Below are 16495 nucleotides of genomic sequence, written 5' to 3' on the forward strand. Positions count from 1 at the left end.
GTCAACTCATCCGACCGTGAAGGAGCGCCTCAATGCAAAAGATCGCCTTCTGCATGCATCTGAATCCCGGGGCCGAGGCTGAATACAAGGCGCGGCACGACGCCCTTTGGCCCGACTTGCGTGACGCCCTGTATCAGGCGGGGGTGCGCGACTATTCCATCCATCTGGAACGCGAGTCCGGTCGCCTGTTCGCCACCCTTTGGCGCAGCGACGATCATCGAATGGACGACTTGCCCGGCCTGCCGGTCATGCGAAAGTGGTGGGACCATATGGCCGATCTGATGGAGACCGACGCGACCGGCGCGCCGATTCAGACGACGCTGGAGCCGATGTTTCACCTTGAATAGGGGCGCTGTGCTCGCTTGACGGCCTCGCTTCGCGCCCTCTAGGGTGTGTCCAAATAATGAACCGCATGGCGAAAATGTGGGAATGGGACGGAACATCACAGGTCGGCTTCCGCTGACCGCCAGCCCCTTCCGACCTCCATCGCGTTCGACACCGGAGGTTCCGTCTTGCCCGCCAACCCGTTCCTAGGCGTCCTCTTCCACTGGCTCGGCGGCCTGGCCGCAGCCAGCTTCTACGTCCCCTATCGCGGCGTGAAGCGCTGGTCGTGGGAAATCTACTGGATCACCGGCGGTGTCTTCTCCTGGGTCGTCGCGCCCTGGTTCTTCGCCTCGATCCAGACGAACGACCTGATGGGCGTGCTGTCGGCGACGCCGTCCACGACCCTCGGCTACTGCGTCCTGTTCGGATGCCTGTGGGGCTTCGGCGGCCTGACCTACGGCCTGACGATGCGCTACCTCGGCCTGTCGCTGGGCATGGCGGTGGTGCTGGGGCTCTGCACGGTCTTCGGCACCCTGATCCCGCCGATCTTCCAGGGGACGTTCGTTTCCAACCTGATCTCCAGCCCGTCCGGCAACATCATCCTGCTGGGCCTGCTGGTCACCCTTGCGGGTATCATCGTCGTCGCCCTGGCCGGGGCGAAGAAGGGCGAGCCCGTCGACAACGCCGCCATCGCCGAGTTCGACTTCAAGAAGGGGATCGGCGTCGCAATCTTCTCGGGCGTCATGTCGTCCTGTTTCGCCTTCGGCCTGGCCGCCGGCGAGCCAATCCGCCAGCTCAGCGCCGCGGCGGGCACCGGTTCGCTGTGGGTCGGCCTGCCGGTTCTGTGCATCATCATGTTCGGCGGCCTGATCACCAACGCCATCTGGTGCGGCATCCTGATCGCCCGCAACAGGTCGGCCGGTCAGTGGGTCGGCAAGATGTCGACCGATGATCCCTCGACGCCGGTCGCCGGCAAGGTCCCGCTGGCCCTGAACTATCTGTTCTCGGCCGTCGCCGGCACGATCTGGTATTTCCAGTTCTTCTTCTACACGATGGGCGAGAGCCAGATGGGTCGCTTCGGCTTCTCGTCCTGGACCCTGCACATGGCCAGCATCATCATCTTCGGCGCCCTGTGGGGCTTCGCGTTCAAGGAGTGGAAGGGCGCTCCGACCAAGGCCCGCCTGATGGTGTTTTCCGGCATCGGCCTGCTGGTCCTGGCCACCGTCATCATCGGCTACGGCAACTACATCGGGCGCTAAAGAGGGCGGCCGCCAGGACGACCTAGGGCCGGGCGATCGTGTCCGGCCCCAGGTCGCTGATCCGGGTCGATCCGGTCAGGGTCATGGCGACCCGCATCTCCTTCTCGAACAGATCCAGCAAGGTCTCGACGCCCCTCTGCCCGCCTGCCGCGAGCGCATAGACGAAGGCGCGCCCAAGCATGACCGCATCGGCTCCGAGTGCGAGGGCCCGGACGACGTCCAGCCCGTTGCGGACGCCGGAATCGGCAAGGATGGCGATCTGGCCCTTCACGGCTCCGGCGATCGCGGGCAGGGCGCGCGCAGAGGACAGGACCCCGTCCAGTTGTCGCCCACCGTGGTTGGACACCACGATTCCGTCGGCGCCGAAGCTGACCGCGTCCTTCGCATCATCGGCGTCGAGGATGCCCTTGATGATCATCGGACCGTCCCAGAAGTCGCGGATCCACTGCAGGTCCTTCCACGAGATCGACGGATCGAAGTTGGCGCCCAGCCAGCCGATATAGTCGGCCAGCCCCGTCGCCTTGCCGAGGTAGGCCGACACGTTGCCGAGGTCGTGGGGTCGCCCGTTCACGCCGACGTCCCAGGCCCAGGCCGGATGGGTCATGGCCTGGATCATCCGGCGCAGCTCGGCGTTCGGCCCGCTCATCCCCGAGTGGGCGTCGCGATACCGCGCGCCGGGGATGGGCATGTCGACGGTGAAGACCAGGGTCTTCACCCCGGCCGCCTTCGCCCGCTCCAGCGCATCCTTCATGAAGCCCCTCTCGCGCAGGACGTAGAGCTGAAACCACATCGGCCGGTCGATGGCGGGCGCGACCTCGTCGATCGGGCAGACCGAGACGGTGGACAGGGTGAAGGGCACGCCGCGCGAAGCCGCGGCCTTCGCCGCCTGGACCTCGCCGCGCCGTGCATACATGCCGGTCAGGCCGACCGGCGCCAGGATCACCGGCAGGTTCAGGGTCTCGCCGAACAGGCGGGTCGACAGGTCGACTTCGCCGACGCCGCCGAGCACCCGCTGGCGCAGGGCGACCTCCTGCCAGTTCTCGACGTTCCTGCGCAGCGTCTGCTCCGCGTAGGCCCCGCCGTCGATGTAGTGGAACAGGAAGGGCGGCAGCTTGCGGCGTGCGGCCTCGCGGAAATCACCGGGCGAGGAGATGATCACCGTGTGCCTACTGCAGGTTCACGAACATGCCGCCGTCGACCAGCAGGGCCGCGCCGGTGACGTATTTCGCCATGTCGGAGGCCAGGAAGACGACGGGTCCGCCGAGATCGTCGGGCTGGCCCAGACGACCCAGCGGGATGCGGTTTTCCATGTATTCCCGCTTCTTCGGATCGGCGAGATCGTCCTTGTTGATGTCGGTCAGGATGGTGCCGGGCAGGACCGAGTTGCAGCGGATGCCGTGCTTGCCCAGCGCGATGGCGCAGGACTGCATCAGGCTGTGAACGCCGGCCTTGGTCGGGGTGTAGTGGGTCTGGTACTCGCCCCCGACCAGGGCGCTGATCGAGCTGACGGCGATGATGGCCCCACCGTTCCCCTGTTTGACCATCTGGTTGGCCGCCGCCTGGGTCATGAAATAGGCCCCGTGCAGATTGACCTCCATGGTCCGCTTCAGCGTCTCCGGCGGCATGTCGAGGAAGGCGTGGAAGGGGCAGATGCCGGCGTTCGACACGAAGACGTCGACGCGGCCGAAGGCCTCGACGGCGGCGCCGACGAAGGCGGCCGCGCTTTCGTGTTCAGCGACATCGCCCTCGATGTGGATGGCGCGACGGCCCAGGGCCTCGATCTGCGCGATCACCTCGACCGCGACCTCGCCGCCCCTGTTCGAGTGGATCGCGACGTCGGCGCCGTGACGGGCGCTTTCGATGGCGATGGCCGCTCCGATGCCGCGCGAGCCCCCGGTGACGAGGACGACCTTGTTTTCAAGCAGCATGCGAGCTCCGTGGCTTTCGTATCTCAGGGTTTGGGCGCCCAGCCGAGGTCCCGGCTGATGGCGTTGGCCGCGTCGGTGACCGTCTTGGTCAGCTCGGCCATGCGGGCGTCGGACATGTACTGGGCGGCGCTGGAGACGCTGACGGCGGCGACGATCTTGCCGTCCACGCCGCGCACAGGGGCGGCGACGCAGCGGATCTGATCCTCGTTCTCCTCAAGGTCGAAGGCGTAGCCCTTGGATGAATAGCCGCGCATCCGCTCCAGCCAGACGGCGCGGGCGGTGGAATCGAACGGCTTGCCGTCAGGCGCGTAGAAGTCGGTCCACTCGGGTTCGGATTTGTCCAGGATCAGCGCCTTGCCCAGACCCGTCGAGGCGATCGGATGGCGCTCCCCCAGGCTGGAGCCGATGTTGATCCGGCGCCGGCCGGCGACCTTGTCGAGATAGAGGGCGTGGTGACCGTCGAGCACGCCGAGATGGACCGTGTCCTCGGTCTGGGCCGACAGGTGCTCCAGCCAAGGCCGGGCGATGCGGGGCAGGTGCATCTGCTGGCTGGCGGCGTGACCCAGCTCCAGCAGTTTCGGGCCCAGGGTGTAACCTTCACGCGGGCGGAAGGAGAGCAGGCGGCGGTCCACCAGCGCCGCAGCCAGACGGTGCGTCGTGCTGCGCGTCAGCTCAAGCCGCTCCGACAGGTCGGCCAGCGGCAGGGGACCGTCGATCAACGCCTCAATCACGTCCAGACCCCGCATCAGGGTCTGACTGCCCGACGCCTTGCCGGCGGCCGGTTCTTCAGCTTCGAGCTCGATTGACGCTGTTTGTCCCATCACGTAATCACCTGTTTCAGAATGTAGCAAAACGCGCAAGTCGGCGGTCAATTGGACCACGAGTTTGACGCGACACGCGGAGAAACACCAGTGTCATCCCGCAATATGGGAAACAATCGACGGGGAGCGATTCTGCGATGAGCCGTCTGTCTCGCATCAAGGCCGTGCGCGCCTATGTCGTGAAGAACGACGGCTCTGGCGGCGGCGCCGACTATCACGATCAGGGCGACGGCCACTGGATTGACGACCATATCGCCACCCCGATGGCCAAGTATCCGGAGTACCGCCAGAGCCGCCGCAGCTTCGGCATCAATGTGCTCGGCACCCTCGTCGTCGAGATCGAGGCCGAGAACGGCATCGTCGGCTTTGCGGTGACGACCGGCGGCGAACCCGCCGCCTATATCGTCGAGAAACACCTGGCCCGTTTCCTCGAAGGTCGCGATCCGTCCGAGGTCGAGAAGATCTGGGACCAGATGTATTTCTCGACCCAGTACTATGGCCGCAAGGGTCTGGTCGTGAACGCCATCTCCGGCGTCGATCTGGCGCTGTGGGACCTGCTCGGCCGCCTGCGTCAGGAGCCCGTGTTCGCCATGCTTGGCGGCCCGGTCCGAGACGAACTGACCTTCTACGCCACCGGCGCGCGGCCGGATAAGGCGAAGGAACTTGGCTTCATCGGCGGCAAGATGCCTCTGCACCACGCACCCGCCGAGGGCGAGGAGGGGCTGCGCAAGAACCTCGCCGAACTTGAGGCCATGCGGAACGCCTGCGGCGACGACTTCTGGCTGATGTTCGACTGCTGGATGGCGCTGGACCTCAACTACGCCACCCGTCTGGCGCACGAGGCGCACAAGCTGGGTCTGAAGTGGATCGAGGAGGCGCTCAGCCCCGACGACTACTGGGGCTATCAGGCGCTGAAGAAGGCCGCCCCCAAGGGGATGCTGGTCACCACCGGCGAGCATGAGGCCACCCGCTGGGGCTTCCGCATGTTGCTGGAGATGGAATGCTGCGACATCATCCAGCCGGACGTCGGCTGGTGCGGCGGCGTCACCGAACTGATCAAGATCTCCGCCCTGGCCGACGCCAAGGGCGTGCTGATGATCCCGCACGGATCCAGCGTCTACTCCTACCACTTCGTCGTGACGCGCCATAACAGCCCGTTCGCGGAGTTCCTGATGATGGCCCCCGGCGCCGACGAGGTCGTGCCGATGTTCCATCCGCAACTGATCGGCGAGCCCGTGCCCGTGAACGGCCGGCTCAAGGTCCCCGACACCCCCGGTTTCGGCGTCGAGCTGAACCGCGACATCGCCCTGCACCGCCCTTACGCGCGCTAAGACGAAAGACCCCAGATGAAACTGCTGCGTTACGGCCCCAAGGGCGCCGAAAGGCCCGGCCTGCTTGATACCGACGGGCGCATCCGCGACCTCTCGGGCGTCGTCGCCGACATCACCCCGGCCCAGCTTGTCGGCGAGGCGCTGGACGCGCTCAAGGCGATCGACCCGGCCAGCCTGCCGCTGGTCGAGGGCGAGCACCGCTATGGCGTGCCGGTCAACGGCAGCCGCAAGTTCATCGCCATCGGCCTGAATTTCGCCGACCACGCGATGGAATCGAACCTGCCGATCCCGGCCGAGCCCGTCGTCTTCACCAAGGCCATCACCTGCCTGAACGGACCGAACGACGACGTCGTCATCCCGCGTGGCTCGCTGAAGACCGACTGGGAGGTCGAGCTCGGCGTCGTCATCGGCAAGACCGCCTCCTACGTCACGAAGGAAGAAGCGCTGGACCACGTCGCCGGCTACGTCCTGATCAACGATGTGTCCGAGCGCTCCTTCCAGATCGAGCGCGGTCCGACCTGGGACAAGGGCAAGGGCTGCGACACCTTCGGTCCGGTCGGTCCCTGGCTGGTCACCACCGACGAGGTCGGCGACGTCCAGAACCTGGACATGTGGCTCGACGTCAACGGCAAGCGCGTCCAGACCGGCAACACGAAGACGATGATCTTCAACGTCGCCGAGATCGTGTCCTACCTCTCGGAATTCATGACGCTGGAACCCGGCGACCTGATCACCACCGGCACGCCTCCGGGCGTCGGCCTCGGCCAGAAGCCGGAGCCCTGGTACCTGAAGGCGGGAGATACCGTCCGCCTCGGCATCGAGAAGCTCGGCGAACAGGGCCAGACCTTCGTGGCGTGGTCGCGATGAGCGCCGCAGTCTACACCGGCCGCTTCGCGGGCCGCACGGCCATCGTCACCGGCGGCGCCTCGGGCCTGGGCAAATGCTCGGCCGAGCGCATCATCAAGGAAGGCGGTCAGGTTTCCCTGTGGGATCTGAACGCAGACGCCCTGGCCGGCGCCGCCGCCGAGATCGGCGCACAGCATTTCGTGGCGCTGGACGTGTCGGATCCCGACGCTGTCGCGGCCGCGGCGGCCGAGGCCAACAAGATGCTGGGCAAGATCGACATCCTTATCGCCTCGGCCGGCATCACCGGCGCGACCGTACCGGTGCACGAGTTCCCGATCGACAGCTGGAAGCGGGTCGTCGACATCAACCTGAACGGCGTCTTCTACTGCTCGCGCGCGGTCGTCCCCTTCATGCTCGAGAACGGCTACGGCCGGATCGTCAACGTCGCCTCGGTCGCGGGCAAGGAAGGCAATCCGAACGCCAGCGCCTACTCGGCGTCGAAGGCCGGCGTCATCGGCTTCACCAAGTCGCTGGGCAAGGAACTGGCCGGGAAAGGCGTCATCGCCAACAGCCTGACCCCCGCCACGTTCGAGAGCCCGATCCTGGAACAGCTGCCGGCCAGCCAGGTCGACTACATGCGCTCCAAGATCCCGATGGGCCGCCTCGGCGAAGTCGAGGAGAGCGCCGCCATGGTCTGCTTCATGGCGTCCGAGGAATGCAGTTTCACCACCGCCTCGACGTTCGACACGTCGGGCGGGCGGACGACCTACTAGGAGGGCGTGCAGGTGGCGTCGGACCTTCGCATCGTCGATCCGCACGTCCACCTGTGGGATCTGTCCCGCGCCCGCTACGGCTGGCTGCAGGACGATCCCCTGCCTAATAATCCCGCGGGCGACATGAGCGGCATCGCCCACCGGAACTACCTCCTGAAAGACTACCTCGCCGACGCCGAGCCGTGGCGCGTGGACAAGATCGTCCACGTCGAGGCGGGCCAGCCGACGGGTGCGCAACTCGGTGAGACCGAGTGGCTCCAGGCCATGGCCGACGTCTACGGCTACCCCCAGGGGATCGTCGCCGGCGCCGACCTGCTGGACCCGGATCTCGACGGGTTGCTGGAACTGCACGCTACGCGAGCCAATGTGCGCGGCATCCGCCAGATCGTCTGCTGGCACGCCGATCCCCTGAAGACCTACACCGACCGCGACCTTCTGACCGATCCGGCGTGGGAGGCGGGGCTGGCGAAGCTGGCGCGTCACGGCCTGTCGTTCGACCTGCAACTCTATCCGGGCCAGATGGCCACGGCCGCCGCCATCGCCGCGCGCCATCCGGATATCCCCTTGATCGTCAATCATGCGGGTCTGCCTACCGATCGCGACGACGCGGGCATGGCGGTCTGGCGCGAAGGCCTGCGCCTGCTCGCCGCCCTGCCCCAGGTCTCCATCAAGATTTCCGGCCTCGGCATCACCGATCGCAACTGGTCCGTCGCCAGCGTCCGCCCGGTCGTCCTGGAGTGTATCGAGGCCTTCGGGACGGAGCGGGCGATGTTCGCCTCCGACTTCCCGGTGGACCGCGCGCACGGGACCTTCGACGCCGTCTTTTCGGCGTTCGACGCGGTCACGTCCGACTTCAGCCCGACCGAACGCGACCGCCTTTTCGCCGCCAACGCCGAGGCCATCTACCGCATCTGATTTGCCCCCAGTATCGCCCGAGGTCGCACCAAGACGGCCGGGCCTGAGTACCCCCAGGAGACGACCATGGTCATCCAGACCCCATTGAAAACGCAGCGCGCGATCGTCGCCGCCTGTCTGGCCGTTCTCATGGCCGCGCCCATGGCGGCCTGCGCCCAAACGACTGAACGAGCCGTATCGCCTGCTTCGGCCGTGGCGCTTGCCGCGCCCATCGATCGTCAGGCCCTGGTCGGCCGCCACAGCATCACCCTGACCGCGATCGACCGGCACGCGCCGATCATGCTGGGCAACGGGGACCTCGGGTTCACCGCCGATATCACCGGACTCCAGACCTTCCCCGAGCAGTATTCCGAACTCGCCCCCCTGCTGACCATGGCCCAGTGGGCCTGGCACACCTTTCCGAATCCTCAGGGCTACACCGAACAGAACGGCCTCATCCAGGTGCCGGTCCCCGGGCGTGGCGAGCAGCCTTACGCCTGGATGCGGTCATGGGCGGATGCGGAGACCAACCCCGCCTACACCTGGCTGCGCGCCAATCCGCACCGGTTCTCGCTGAGCCGGATCGGGCTGACATTGGCCGACGGCCGGCCGCTGGACTTCGCCAGGGTGACCGGCACGACCCAGACCCTGGACCTGTGGACCGGCGCCCTGACCAGCCGCTTCGCCTATGACGGCCAGGCGGTCGAAGTGATCACCCGCGTTCACCCGACGCTCGACATGGTCATGGTCGAGGTGTCCTCGCCGCTTGTCGAACGCGCCGGCCTGGGTGTCCGCGTCCGCTATCCGGGCGTCGATCCGGCCATCAATCCGGACCCGACGAATTTAGAAAACGAAGGGGCCCAGAGCGTTGCGATCGTGGCCCAGACCGACCACGAAACACGCATTGTCCGCACCATCGACGAGACCAGTTTCATCTCCGCCATCGTGGGCGACGGCCGGGTCACCCGGGCGGGAGATGCAGCGTTCGACGTCACCGCGAGCGCCGGCGACCGCCTGACCGTCATGGTGCGCTTCGATCAGGCCGAGCCTACCGCGGCGACGCCCGCCTTCACCGACGGCGTTCGCGCCGTCACGGCCCACTGGCATGACTTCTGGAGCGATGGCGGCGCGGTCGATTTCTCGGGCAGCACCGACCCGCGCGCGGCCGAGCTGGAGCGCCGCGTGGTGCTGTCGCAGTACCTGTCCGCCGTGAACGGGGCAGGGGAGTTGCCGCCGCAGGAGGAGGGGCTCTTCTCCAACAGCTGGTACGGCAAATTCCATCTGGAAATGCATCCGTGGCATTCCGGTTGGCAGGCCATGTGGGGACATGCCGATCTGCTGGAGCGCAGCCTGCCCTGGTATCTGGGCAACCTCGACAACGCCCGCGCAGAGGCCGCGCGACATGGCGTGCAGGGCGCCTGGTGGCCAAAGATGACGGGGCCGGAGGGCCGCAACAGCCCCAGCCTCGTCTCACCCTTCATCATGTGGCAGCAGCCGCATCCGATCCTGCTGGCCGAACTGGTCTGGCGCGCTGACAACGACCCGGCCGTGCTCGACCGCTACGGCGAACTGGTCGAGGCCTCGGCGGATCTTCTCGCCTCCTGGCCGATCGCCGACGGCGACCGGCTGAATCTTGGCACGCCCCTGATCCCGGCGCAGGAGAACTACGATCCCCTGACCACCATCAATCCGACGTTCGAACTGGAGTATTTCCGCTGGGGGCTGGAGACGGCCCAACAGTGGCGGGTCCGCAGAGGTCAGGCCCGCCGAGCCGACTGGGATCAGGTCCTGGCGAGGATCGCTCCGCCGCCAATGCGAGACGGGCTCTACCTGCCGGTGGAGAGCGTGCAGGACTTCTGGGCCACGGCCGCGTCGGACGCATGCCGCGAGCACGCAGCCGCACCTCAGTGCAAGAACCGCGACCACCCGTCTTTCCTGATGGCCTTCGGCTTCATCCCCGGCGCGCGGATCGATCCTGAGGCCATGCGCCGGACCTTCGAGGCGGTCGAGACGAACTGGGACGTGCGCCAGACCTGGGGCTGGGACTTCCCGATGATGGCGATGACGGCGGCGCGTCTGGGCGAACCCGAGAAAGCCGTCGACTGGCTGTTCGCCGACCTGAAGAACAACCAGTGGGGCGTTACCGGCATGACGCCGCGCGTGCATCTGGACGAGCACGCCGACGAACTGGTGCCTGTCTCGGCGGGAGCCGGCGGGGTGGCGATGGCGATCAACCCGGATGGCCCCGGCTACCGCCGCGCCGCGGAAACCTATTTCCCGTCGAACGGCTCGCTGCTGATGGCTGTGGGCCTGATGGCGGCGGGCTGGGACGGCTCCACCGGACACGCGCCGGGCTTCCCGAAGGATGGCTGGACCGTCCGGGTCGAAGGCCTGACGCCCGCACCGTGATCACAAGAACAAGAGGAACGCCCCGATGACGACCTCGCGCCGCACTGCCCTCAAGGCCCTGCTCGCCGCCCCCGCTGTCGGCGCCTTCGCGAACGCCGCGAACGCACAGACTGTATCCGCCGTCTCGACGCCAGCGCCGGGCGAGACGCCGGTCTGGCCCGCCCCGAACACGGCCCCGCCCTCGGTGCAGGAGACCCCGCCGGAGTTTCCGACCTGGGACGGCCCGGTCCCGACCGAGTGGATCGACGAAAAGACCGGTCACCGCGTCCGCCGCATCTCGCCGGACGGCGGTGGCGGCAAGCCGTATTTCTACAAGAACATGTTCGTGCCGAAGAAGGGCGGCGCGCCCGACCTGATGGTCATCTCCACGCCCCAGGGCATCTCGACCGTCGACCTGTCGGACTGGTCAGTCAGCGTGCTGGTTCCGGACGAGCATGCCGACCTGATGTTCACCGGTCGCGCCGGGCGCAATGTCTATTACTCGGTGACCGCGCCGGGCGAGGTCCAGCTTATGGACCGGGCCAAGACCATCTTCGTCATCGACGTGGACACCCGTGTCTCGCGCGAGATCGCCCGCGTTCCGAACGGCAACATCAATTCGGTGAACGCGGACGAGACGATGCTGCTGGGCTTCGTGGCCTATGGATCGGAGCCGCTGCAGCCCAGCGTGCCCGATCCCCGCAATCGCCGCTTCGATCAGGCAGAGTATGCGGCCAATGGCCCTGACGGCCGCCCGCTGAACTTCGCTCGCGCCAAGGGCGTGCGGATGCTCCAGCGCTGGGCCGCCCGCTACCCGATGGAGATCTTCGTCATCGACATCGCGACGGGCGAGCGACGGGTGATCCACCAGACCAACGAGTGGATCGGCCACACCCAGTTCTCGCCGACCGACCCGCAGCAGATCATCTTCTGCCACGAGGGGCCCTGGCACCGGGTCGACCGGATGTGGGCCATTCGCGCCGACGGCACGGGCCTGCGCAAGACCCACCAGCGGACCATGAATTTCGAGATCTTCGGGCACGAATGGTTCAGTCCGGACGGGAAGTCCGTCCACTACGATCTGCAGACTCCGCGCGGTCAGGTCTTCTGGGTCGCCTCGGTCGATCTGGAGACGGGCAAGCGAACCTATCGCCGCGTCGAACAAAACGACTGGTCGGTCCATTTCAACGCCTCGCAGGACGGGACCCTGTTCGCCGGCGACGGCGGTGACGGGGACATGGTCGCCCATGCGCCGGACGGCAAATGGATCGTCCTGCTGAAGCCTGAGCCGATCATCGACGGAGACCCGATGAGCGACCAGCCAGAGCTGATCTCGGTCGAGTATCTGCGCTCCGAACGGCTGGTGGACATGGGCCGTCACGACTACCGGCTGGAGCCGAATCTGACCTTCACCCCTGACGGCGGATGGATCGTCTTCGTGTCCAACATGCATGGCCGCAACCACGTCTATGCGGTCGAGGTCGCCCGGCCCTGACGGTCTTTGGGGTGTGGCTCTACTGTTCTGTTGCAATAAGCGAGAAGCTGTTGCAGTAAGTGGAACGGGTTGCCGTCCCAAAGGTCGCAACGCCATATCAACTAATGACACCGGTGCCATGAGCGCCGGGCGGGGAGAAGACACATGAGCCGGTCCAGCCAGGTCAAAGTCACGCTTGCGTCCAGCGCATCGGCCATCGCCATGCTGGCCGTCGCCGTTACGCCCCAGATCGCCGCCGCCCAGACGGCCGCGCCGGCCGCCACTGCGGCGCAGGACGAGACCCAGGTCGACGAGATTGTCGTCACCGGCTTCCGCTCCAGCCTTCAGCGCGCCCTGTCGATCAAGCGCAACGAGGCGGGCGCCGTAGACGCGATCCTGGCCGAGGACATGGCCGACTTCCCCGACCAGAACCTGGCCGAGGCCATCCAGCGCCTGCCGGGCGTGACCATCGACCGCGTCAACGGCCAGGGCACGACCATCTCGGTTCGCGGTCTGGGATCCGACTTCACCCGCACCCGCATCAACGGCCTGGAGGCCCAGGCGGCCAACGGCGGCAGCCGCAACCGCTCGTTCGACTTCTCGATGTTCGCATCCGAGCTGTTTAACTCGATCCGCGTCCGCAAGACCCAGTCGGCCGAGATCGAAGAGGGTTCGCTGGGCGCCACCGTCGATCTGCAGACCGGCCGCCCGCTGGACTTCAACGAGAGCGGCTTCCGCTCGGCGCTCTCGGCCCAGGCCTCCTACAACGACCTGTCAGAGACCACGATCCCGCGCCTCGCCGGCCTGCTGAGCTGGTCCAACGAGGACCAGACCTTCGGCGCCCTGGTGTCGGTCGCCTATTCGGAACGGGCCCCGGTCCTGGGCAGCTTCAACACGACCCGCTGGCAGCGCGGCGACGCGGCCAACGTCAACCCGACGACCGGCTCGCCCTACGGCCGGGGTCAGAATTTCGGCGGCTGCATTCCCTGCACCACCACGGCGCAACGGGACACGGTGCTGAACGCCTTCTATCCGCGCATCCCGCGCTACACCCTCGGCGAGACCTTCGAGGATCGTCTGGGCATGACCGCCGCCCTGCAGTGGCGCCCGAGGGAAACCACCGAGGTCAATCTTGACCTGCTGTGGTCGCGTTTCAACTCGGAGACCGAGAGCCCGAACATCGAGGCCTGGTCGTTCAGCCGCGCCGCCGTCAACCAGGTCGTCGTCCGCGCATACGAGATCGATGCGGCGCGCAACGCCTTCTCCTATGGCGTCTTCGACAACATGATCGTGGCTGCCGAAAACGGCTTCACGCGCAACGAAAGCAACTTCTACCAGACGTCGCTCAACGCCCGTCACGACTTCACCGATCGCCTGCACGGCACCCTGAAACTGGGCGTCAACCGCTCGGAGGCCCGCACGCCGTTGAACGTCGCCTATCGGTTCGAGACGGCGGCCAACAACACCTACACCTACGATGCGCGAGACAATAATCGCCAGCCGCTGCTGGACTATGGTTTCGACGTCACCTCGGGTCAGCGCTTTACCCTCGTCAACGCCACCCGCTCGAACGGCGGCGGCAATTTCGAGAACAATGTCGCATCCGGCGCCCTGGCCTATGACTGGACGGACTCGATCAGCTTCAAGCTGGGCGGCGAGTACCGCACCTATGCCTTCGAGACCTTCGGTCTGGCGCGCGCCATCACCAGCCCGACTGGCGCCGACCGGATTGTCGGCGTCGACGCGGTCGGTCGCGTCGTCGACATCGGGGGCTACGTCAACGCGCCCTCGGGCACGGATCTGCGCTTCATCGTGCCGGACATCGATGCACTCGCCCGGACGCTGAGCATCTACAACAACCCGCTGGTCGCCAACCGCAGCGAGCGCGAGGTGGACGAGACCGACAACGGCATCTTCCTGCAGTCCGACTTCAACACCATGCTGGGAAGCTGGGTCGTTCGCGGCAACGTCGGCATCCGCTACGCCACGACCGAGGTCACGGCCAAGGGCTGGCAGACGGTGACCGCCGGCACGCCGCCGGTGCCGAGCTTCAACTACGTCACCACCGAGAACGAGTATTCGGACACCCTGCCTTCGTTCAACCTTGTGTTCGAGCCTCGCGAGGACCTGCTCGTCCGCTTCGGCGCCGCCAAGGTCATGTCCCGTCCGACCCTGGGCGACCTGACCCCGGGCGGTTCCGTGGCCCCGACGACGCGCACGGTGTCCTACGGCAACCCGCTGCTGAACCCGTTCCGCGCCACCAACTATGACGCCTCGATCGAATGGTACTTCCAGAACGAAGGTCTGCTGGCCGTCGCCGTCTTCCACAAGGAAATCGACAGCTTCATCACCTCGGTCACCGAGGGCCTGGCCTACAACACCCTGGGTCTGCCGCTCGAACTTCTGCAGGGCGCGGCTCAGCCGACCGATATCTTCCAGGTCACGCGTCGCATCAATGGCCAGGGCGGTACGCTGGACGGGGTCGAAATCCAGTACCAGCAGCCGTTCACCTTCCTGCCGGGCTTCTGGTCGAACTTCGGCTTCACAGGCAACATCACCTTCGTGGACTCTGAAGTCAGCTACGGCACCGCCGGCAAGAACCGCCTGACGGGCCAGTCGAAGAACACCGCCAACGCCACCCTCTACTACGAGGACGGTCCGTTCCAGGCCCGCGTCTCGGCGGCTCACCGCAGCCAGTATCTGCTGTCCTTCCCGGGCGCGAACGGCAACTCGGAAGAGGGCGTCAACGACACGACCAACATCGACTTCTCGATGTCCTATGACTTCTCCGACAGCATGACGGTGTCGCTGGAAGGCATCAACATGACCGACGAGTACGTGGATCGCTACGTCGATGTCCTCGACCGGGTCTCGGACTACCGTCACACCGGCCGCGAGGTCGCCATCGGATTGCGCTGGAAGTACTGATCTCCTCCCAAGGATTTTCCCAGAGCAAAACTCGGCCCGGAGCGAAAGCTCCGGGCCGCTTTCTTTTGGTCGTGCGATAAAAGGGTGGGTTAGGCCCGCAACCCCGTCACGCCGGTCGACTCCGCGACCCTCGGCCCCTTGCCGTCGAGCGTGTCGATATTGCAGTCGGTGAACCGCCAGTTCGAGGCGTTGGCGATGGTGCCCGCATCGCGCACGTCCCAGTCCAGCCGCTCGAACGCGAAGTCGGTCAGCGGAGCCTCGGGATAGGCGGCGGCCTCGAACCCGACCTTGCCGCCGACCACCTTCATGTCCGACAGACGGACGTTGTGGATTCGGGGGATGCCCTGTTCACGCGGCACCGGCGTCGCCAGGGCGCGCCAGTAGTCGGGCACGTCGGTGATGCCCGCCGGGATCTGGGCGTAGCTGTAGTTCGGGTACCAGTTCAGGTTCACCCGGAAGAGGGTCGCCACGTCCTGCATGAAGACGTCGCGGATGCGGATGTTGGAGATCACCCCGCCGCGCGTGTGGCCGGACTTGAAGAAGATCCCCAGCGGCACCGGGTACTCGATCCTCAGGCCCGATACCTCGATGTCCTCGAACCCGCCGGAGGTCTCGGATCCAAAGGTCATGCCGGCCAGGGCGTCGCGGACGATACAGTCCTTGATCCGCACCTCGCGGCACTGGCGGGCGACGCGCAGGCCGTCCCAGTCGCGCCCGGCCTTGATGCAGATGGCGTCGTCGTTGACCGACAGGTCGCAGCGCTCGACCAGCACCCGCTCCGACGAGTCGATATCGATCCCGTCGGTCGACGGCCCGCGTCCGCCGAGGTTGTTGCGGATGATCAGGTCCGACACCTTCACGTCGCGCGAATAGCAGACATGCACGGTCCAGAAGCCGGACCGCGCCAGGTTCAGGCCCGACACCTCGACCTCGTCGGAATCATAGACGTGAATCAGGCGCGGGCGCCGGCAGTCGTAGTCGGCGGCCCAGCGCAGATCGCGCGGATCATAGTCGCGTCGCATCGCCCAGTAGCTGTCCCAGAAGACCTTGCCGTCGCCGTCGACCAGTCCCTCGCCGGTGATCTTGGCGCCGCGCTGCTGGTAGACGTTGAGCAGGCCGGCGGGCCAGTCCATCTCGATCCCGGCGACGCGGGTCCTGACCATCGGATAGGCGGCGAGGTCGCGCAGTCCCTTCACCGTCGCGCCGCGCCCGATCATCAGGGTCACGCCCGACTTCACGAACAGAGACCCCGACAGATAGACGCCGGGATTCAGCACCACCGTGCCGCCGCCCGCGCCCGCCGCCGCGTCGATGGCGGCCTGGATCGGGCGGGTGTTGATCGTCTCCCCGTCCCCGACTGCGCCGAAATCGGCGGCGTCGAAGGTGCGGCCGGCGGATTGCCCGAAGGCGGGGGTGGCGGAGACGAGCGCGCCGGTGAGGCCGAGACGCAGCAGGTTTCGACGGTGCATGATGGTCCTCCGGAGCGGCGGGAGCACCCGACGCTCTGCAGCGGAGTTTCCCACATTCTG

Annotated in this window: 13 protein-coding genes; 9 read left to right on the forward strand and 4 right to left on the reverse strand. The window is 66.5% G+C overall.

Going from position 1 to position 16495, the window contains the following annotated elements:
• Positions 1 to 32: 32 nt before the first annotated feature.
• Both RMO01_RS14780 and rhaT read left to right on the forward strand, forming a co-directional pair.
• Positions 33 to 347: an L-rhamnose mutarotase gene (locus tag RMO01_RS14780; protein WP_309629825.1), complete on the forward strand. Its 315-nt coding sequence runs from the start codon at positions 33 to 35 to the stop codon at positions 345 to 347.
• Positions 348 to 512: 165 nt separating this feature from the next.
• Complete coding sequence (gene rhaT, locus RMO01_RS14785) at positions 513 to 1583, forward strand: L-rhamnose/proton symporter RhaT (protein WP_309629826.1); 1071 nt, start codon at positions 513 to 515, stop codon at positions 1581 to 1583.
• Between the two features lie 22 nt (positions 1584 to 1605).
• On the opposite strand, the gene lldD is transcribed toward rhaT, so the two are convergent.
• From lldD to RMO01_RS14800, 3 genes are read right to left on the reverse strand one after another with little or no spacing between them, the layout of a single operon-like run.
• Positions 1606 to 2742, reverse strand: a complete 1137-nt coding sequence (lldD, locus tag RMO01_RS14790; protein ID WP_309629827.1) for an FMN-dependent L-lactate dehydrogenase LldD — start codon at positions 2740 to 2742, stop codon at positions 1606 to 1608.
• A gap of 7 nt (positions 2743 to 2749) precedes the next feature.
• Positions 2750 to 3511 (reverse strand): SDR family NAD(P)-dependent oxidoreductase, encoded by a 762-nt coding sequence (locus RMO01_RS14795; RefSeq protein ID WP_309629828.1) that lies wholly within the window; start codon positions 3509 to 3511, stop codon positions 2750 to 2752.
• Positions 3512 to 3534: 23 nt separating this feature from the next.
• Positions 3535 to 4332, reverse strand: a complete 798-nt coding sequence (locus RMO01_RS14800; RefSeq protein WP_309629829.1) for an IclR family transcriptional regulator — start codon at positions 4330 to 4332, stop codon at positions 3535 to 3537.
• Between the two features lie 137 nt (positions 4333 to 4469).
• Here RMO01_RS14800 and rhmD point away from each other — a divergent pair, with 137 nt between their 5' ends.
• The 7 genes from rhmD to RMO01_RS14835 all read left to right on the forward strand — a co-directional run bounded on the left by rhmD (position 4470) and on the right by RMO01_RS14835 (position 14966).
• The gene (gene rhmD, locus RMO01_RS14805) at positions 4470 to 5663 is read left to right on the forward strand and encodes an L-rhamnonate dehydratase (RefSeq protein WP_309629830.1); all 1194 of its coding nucleotides are present in this window, start codon (positions 4470 to 4472) and stop codon (positions 5661 to 5663) included.
• Between the two features lie 15 nt (positions 5664 to 5678).
• Complete coding sequence (locus RMO01_RS14810; RefSeq protein WP_309629831.1) at positions 5679 to 6530, forward strand: fumarylacetoacetate hydrolase family protein; 852 nt, start codon at positions 5679 to 5681, stop codon at positions 6528 to 6530.
• A complete protein-coding gene (locus RMO01_RS14815; protein ID WP_309629832.1) occupies positions 6527 to 7282 on the forward strand; it encodes an SDR family NAD(P)-dependent oxidoreductase in 756 nt (251 codons plus the stop codon). Before RMO01_RS14810 ends, RMO01_RS14815 begins: the two co-directional genes overlap by 4 nt.
• Before the next feature lie 12 nt (positions 7283 to 7294).
• The gene (locus RMO01_RS14820; RefSeq protein ID WP_309629833.1) at positions 7295 to 8197 is read left to right on the forward strand and encodes an amidohydrolase family protein; all 903 of its coding nucleotides are present in this window, start codon (positions 7295 to 7297) and stop codon (positions 8195 to 8197) included.
• Positions 8198 to 8263: 66 nt separating this feature from the next.
• Positions 8264 to 10585, forward strand: a complete 2322-nt coding sequence (locus tag RMO01_RS14825; RefSeq protein ID WP_309629834.1) for a hypothetical protein — start codon at positions 8264 to 8266, stop codon at positions 10583 to 10585.
• A gap of 25 nt (positions 10586 to 10610) precedes the next feature.
• Positions 10611 to 12059 (forward strand): oligogalacturonate lyase family protein, encoded by a 1449-nt coding sequence (locus tag RMO01_RS14830; RefSeq protein ID WP_309629835.1) that lies wholly within the window; start codon positions 10611 to 10613, stop codon positions 12057 to 12059.
• Between the two features lie 144 nt (positions 12060 to 12203).
• Positions 12204 to 14966 carry a TonB-dependent receptor gene (locus RMO01_RS14835; protein WP_309629836.1) on the forward strand — a complete coding sequence of 921 codons (2763 nt, stop codon included), beginning with the start codon at positions 12204 to 12206 and terminating at the stop codon, positions 14964 to 14966.
• 89 nt (positions 14967 to 15055) lie between these two features.
• Here the strand turns inward: RMO01_RS14835 and RMO01_RS14840 are convergent, their stop codons facing one another.
• A complete protein-coding gene (locus tag RMO01_RS14840; protein WP_309629837.1) occupies positions 15056 to 16435 on the reverse strand; it encodes a glycosyl hydrolase family 28 protein in 1380 nt (459 codons plus the stop codon).
• Positions 16436 to 16495: the final 60 nt, after the last annotated feature.

Origin of the sequence: Brevundimonas sp., assembly GCF_031412435.1 — a bacterium.
Taxonomy (GTDB): domain Bacteria; phylum Pseudomonadota; class Alphaproteobacteria; order Caulobacterales; family Caulobacteraceae; genus Brevundimonas.

Bases quoted from the DNA above. Each gene is read 5' to 3' on its own strand.
- RMO01_RS14810 (WP_309629831.1), top strand. From the start codon at position 5,679: ATGAAACTGCTGCGTTACGGCCCCAAGGGCGCCGAAAGGCCCGGCCTG.
- RMO01_RS14825 (WP_309629834.1), top strand. From the start codon at position 8,264: ATGGTCATCCAGACCCCATTGAAAACGCAGCGCGCGATCGTCGCCGCC.
- RMO01_RS14830 (WP_309629835.1), top strand. From the start codon at position 10,611: ATGACGACCTCGCGCCGCACTGCCCTCAAGGCCCTGCTCGCCGCCCCC.
- rhmD (WP_309629830.1), top strand. From the start codon at position 4,470: ATGAGCCGTCTGTCTCGCATCAAGGCCGTGCGCGCCTATGTCGTGAAG.
- RMO01_RS14840 (WP_309629837.1), bottom strand. From the start codon at position 16,435: ATGCACCGTCGAAACCTGCTGCGTCTCGGCCTCACCGGCGCGCTCGTC.
- RMO01_RS14815 (WP_309629832.1), top strand. From the start codon at position 6,527: ATGAGCGCCGCAGTCTACACCGGCCGCTTCGCGGGCCGCACGGCCATC.
- RMO01_RS14835 (WP_309629836.1), top strand. From the start codon at position 12,204: ATGAGCCGGTCCAGCCAGGTCAAAGTCACGCTTGCGTCCAGCGCATCG.
- RMO01_RS14780 (WP_309629825.1), top strand. From the start codon at position 33: ATGCAAAAGATCGCCTTCTGCATGCATCTGAATCCCGGGGCCGAGGCT.
- RMO01_RS14795 (WP_309629828.1), bottom strand. From the start codon at position 3,511: ATGCTGCTTGAAAACAAGGTCGTCCTCGTCACCGGGGGCTCGCGCGGC.
- RMO01_RS14800 (WP_309629829.1), bottom strand. From the start codon at position 4,332: ATGGGACAAACAGCGTCAATCGAGCTCGAAGCTGAAGAACCGGCCGCC.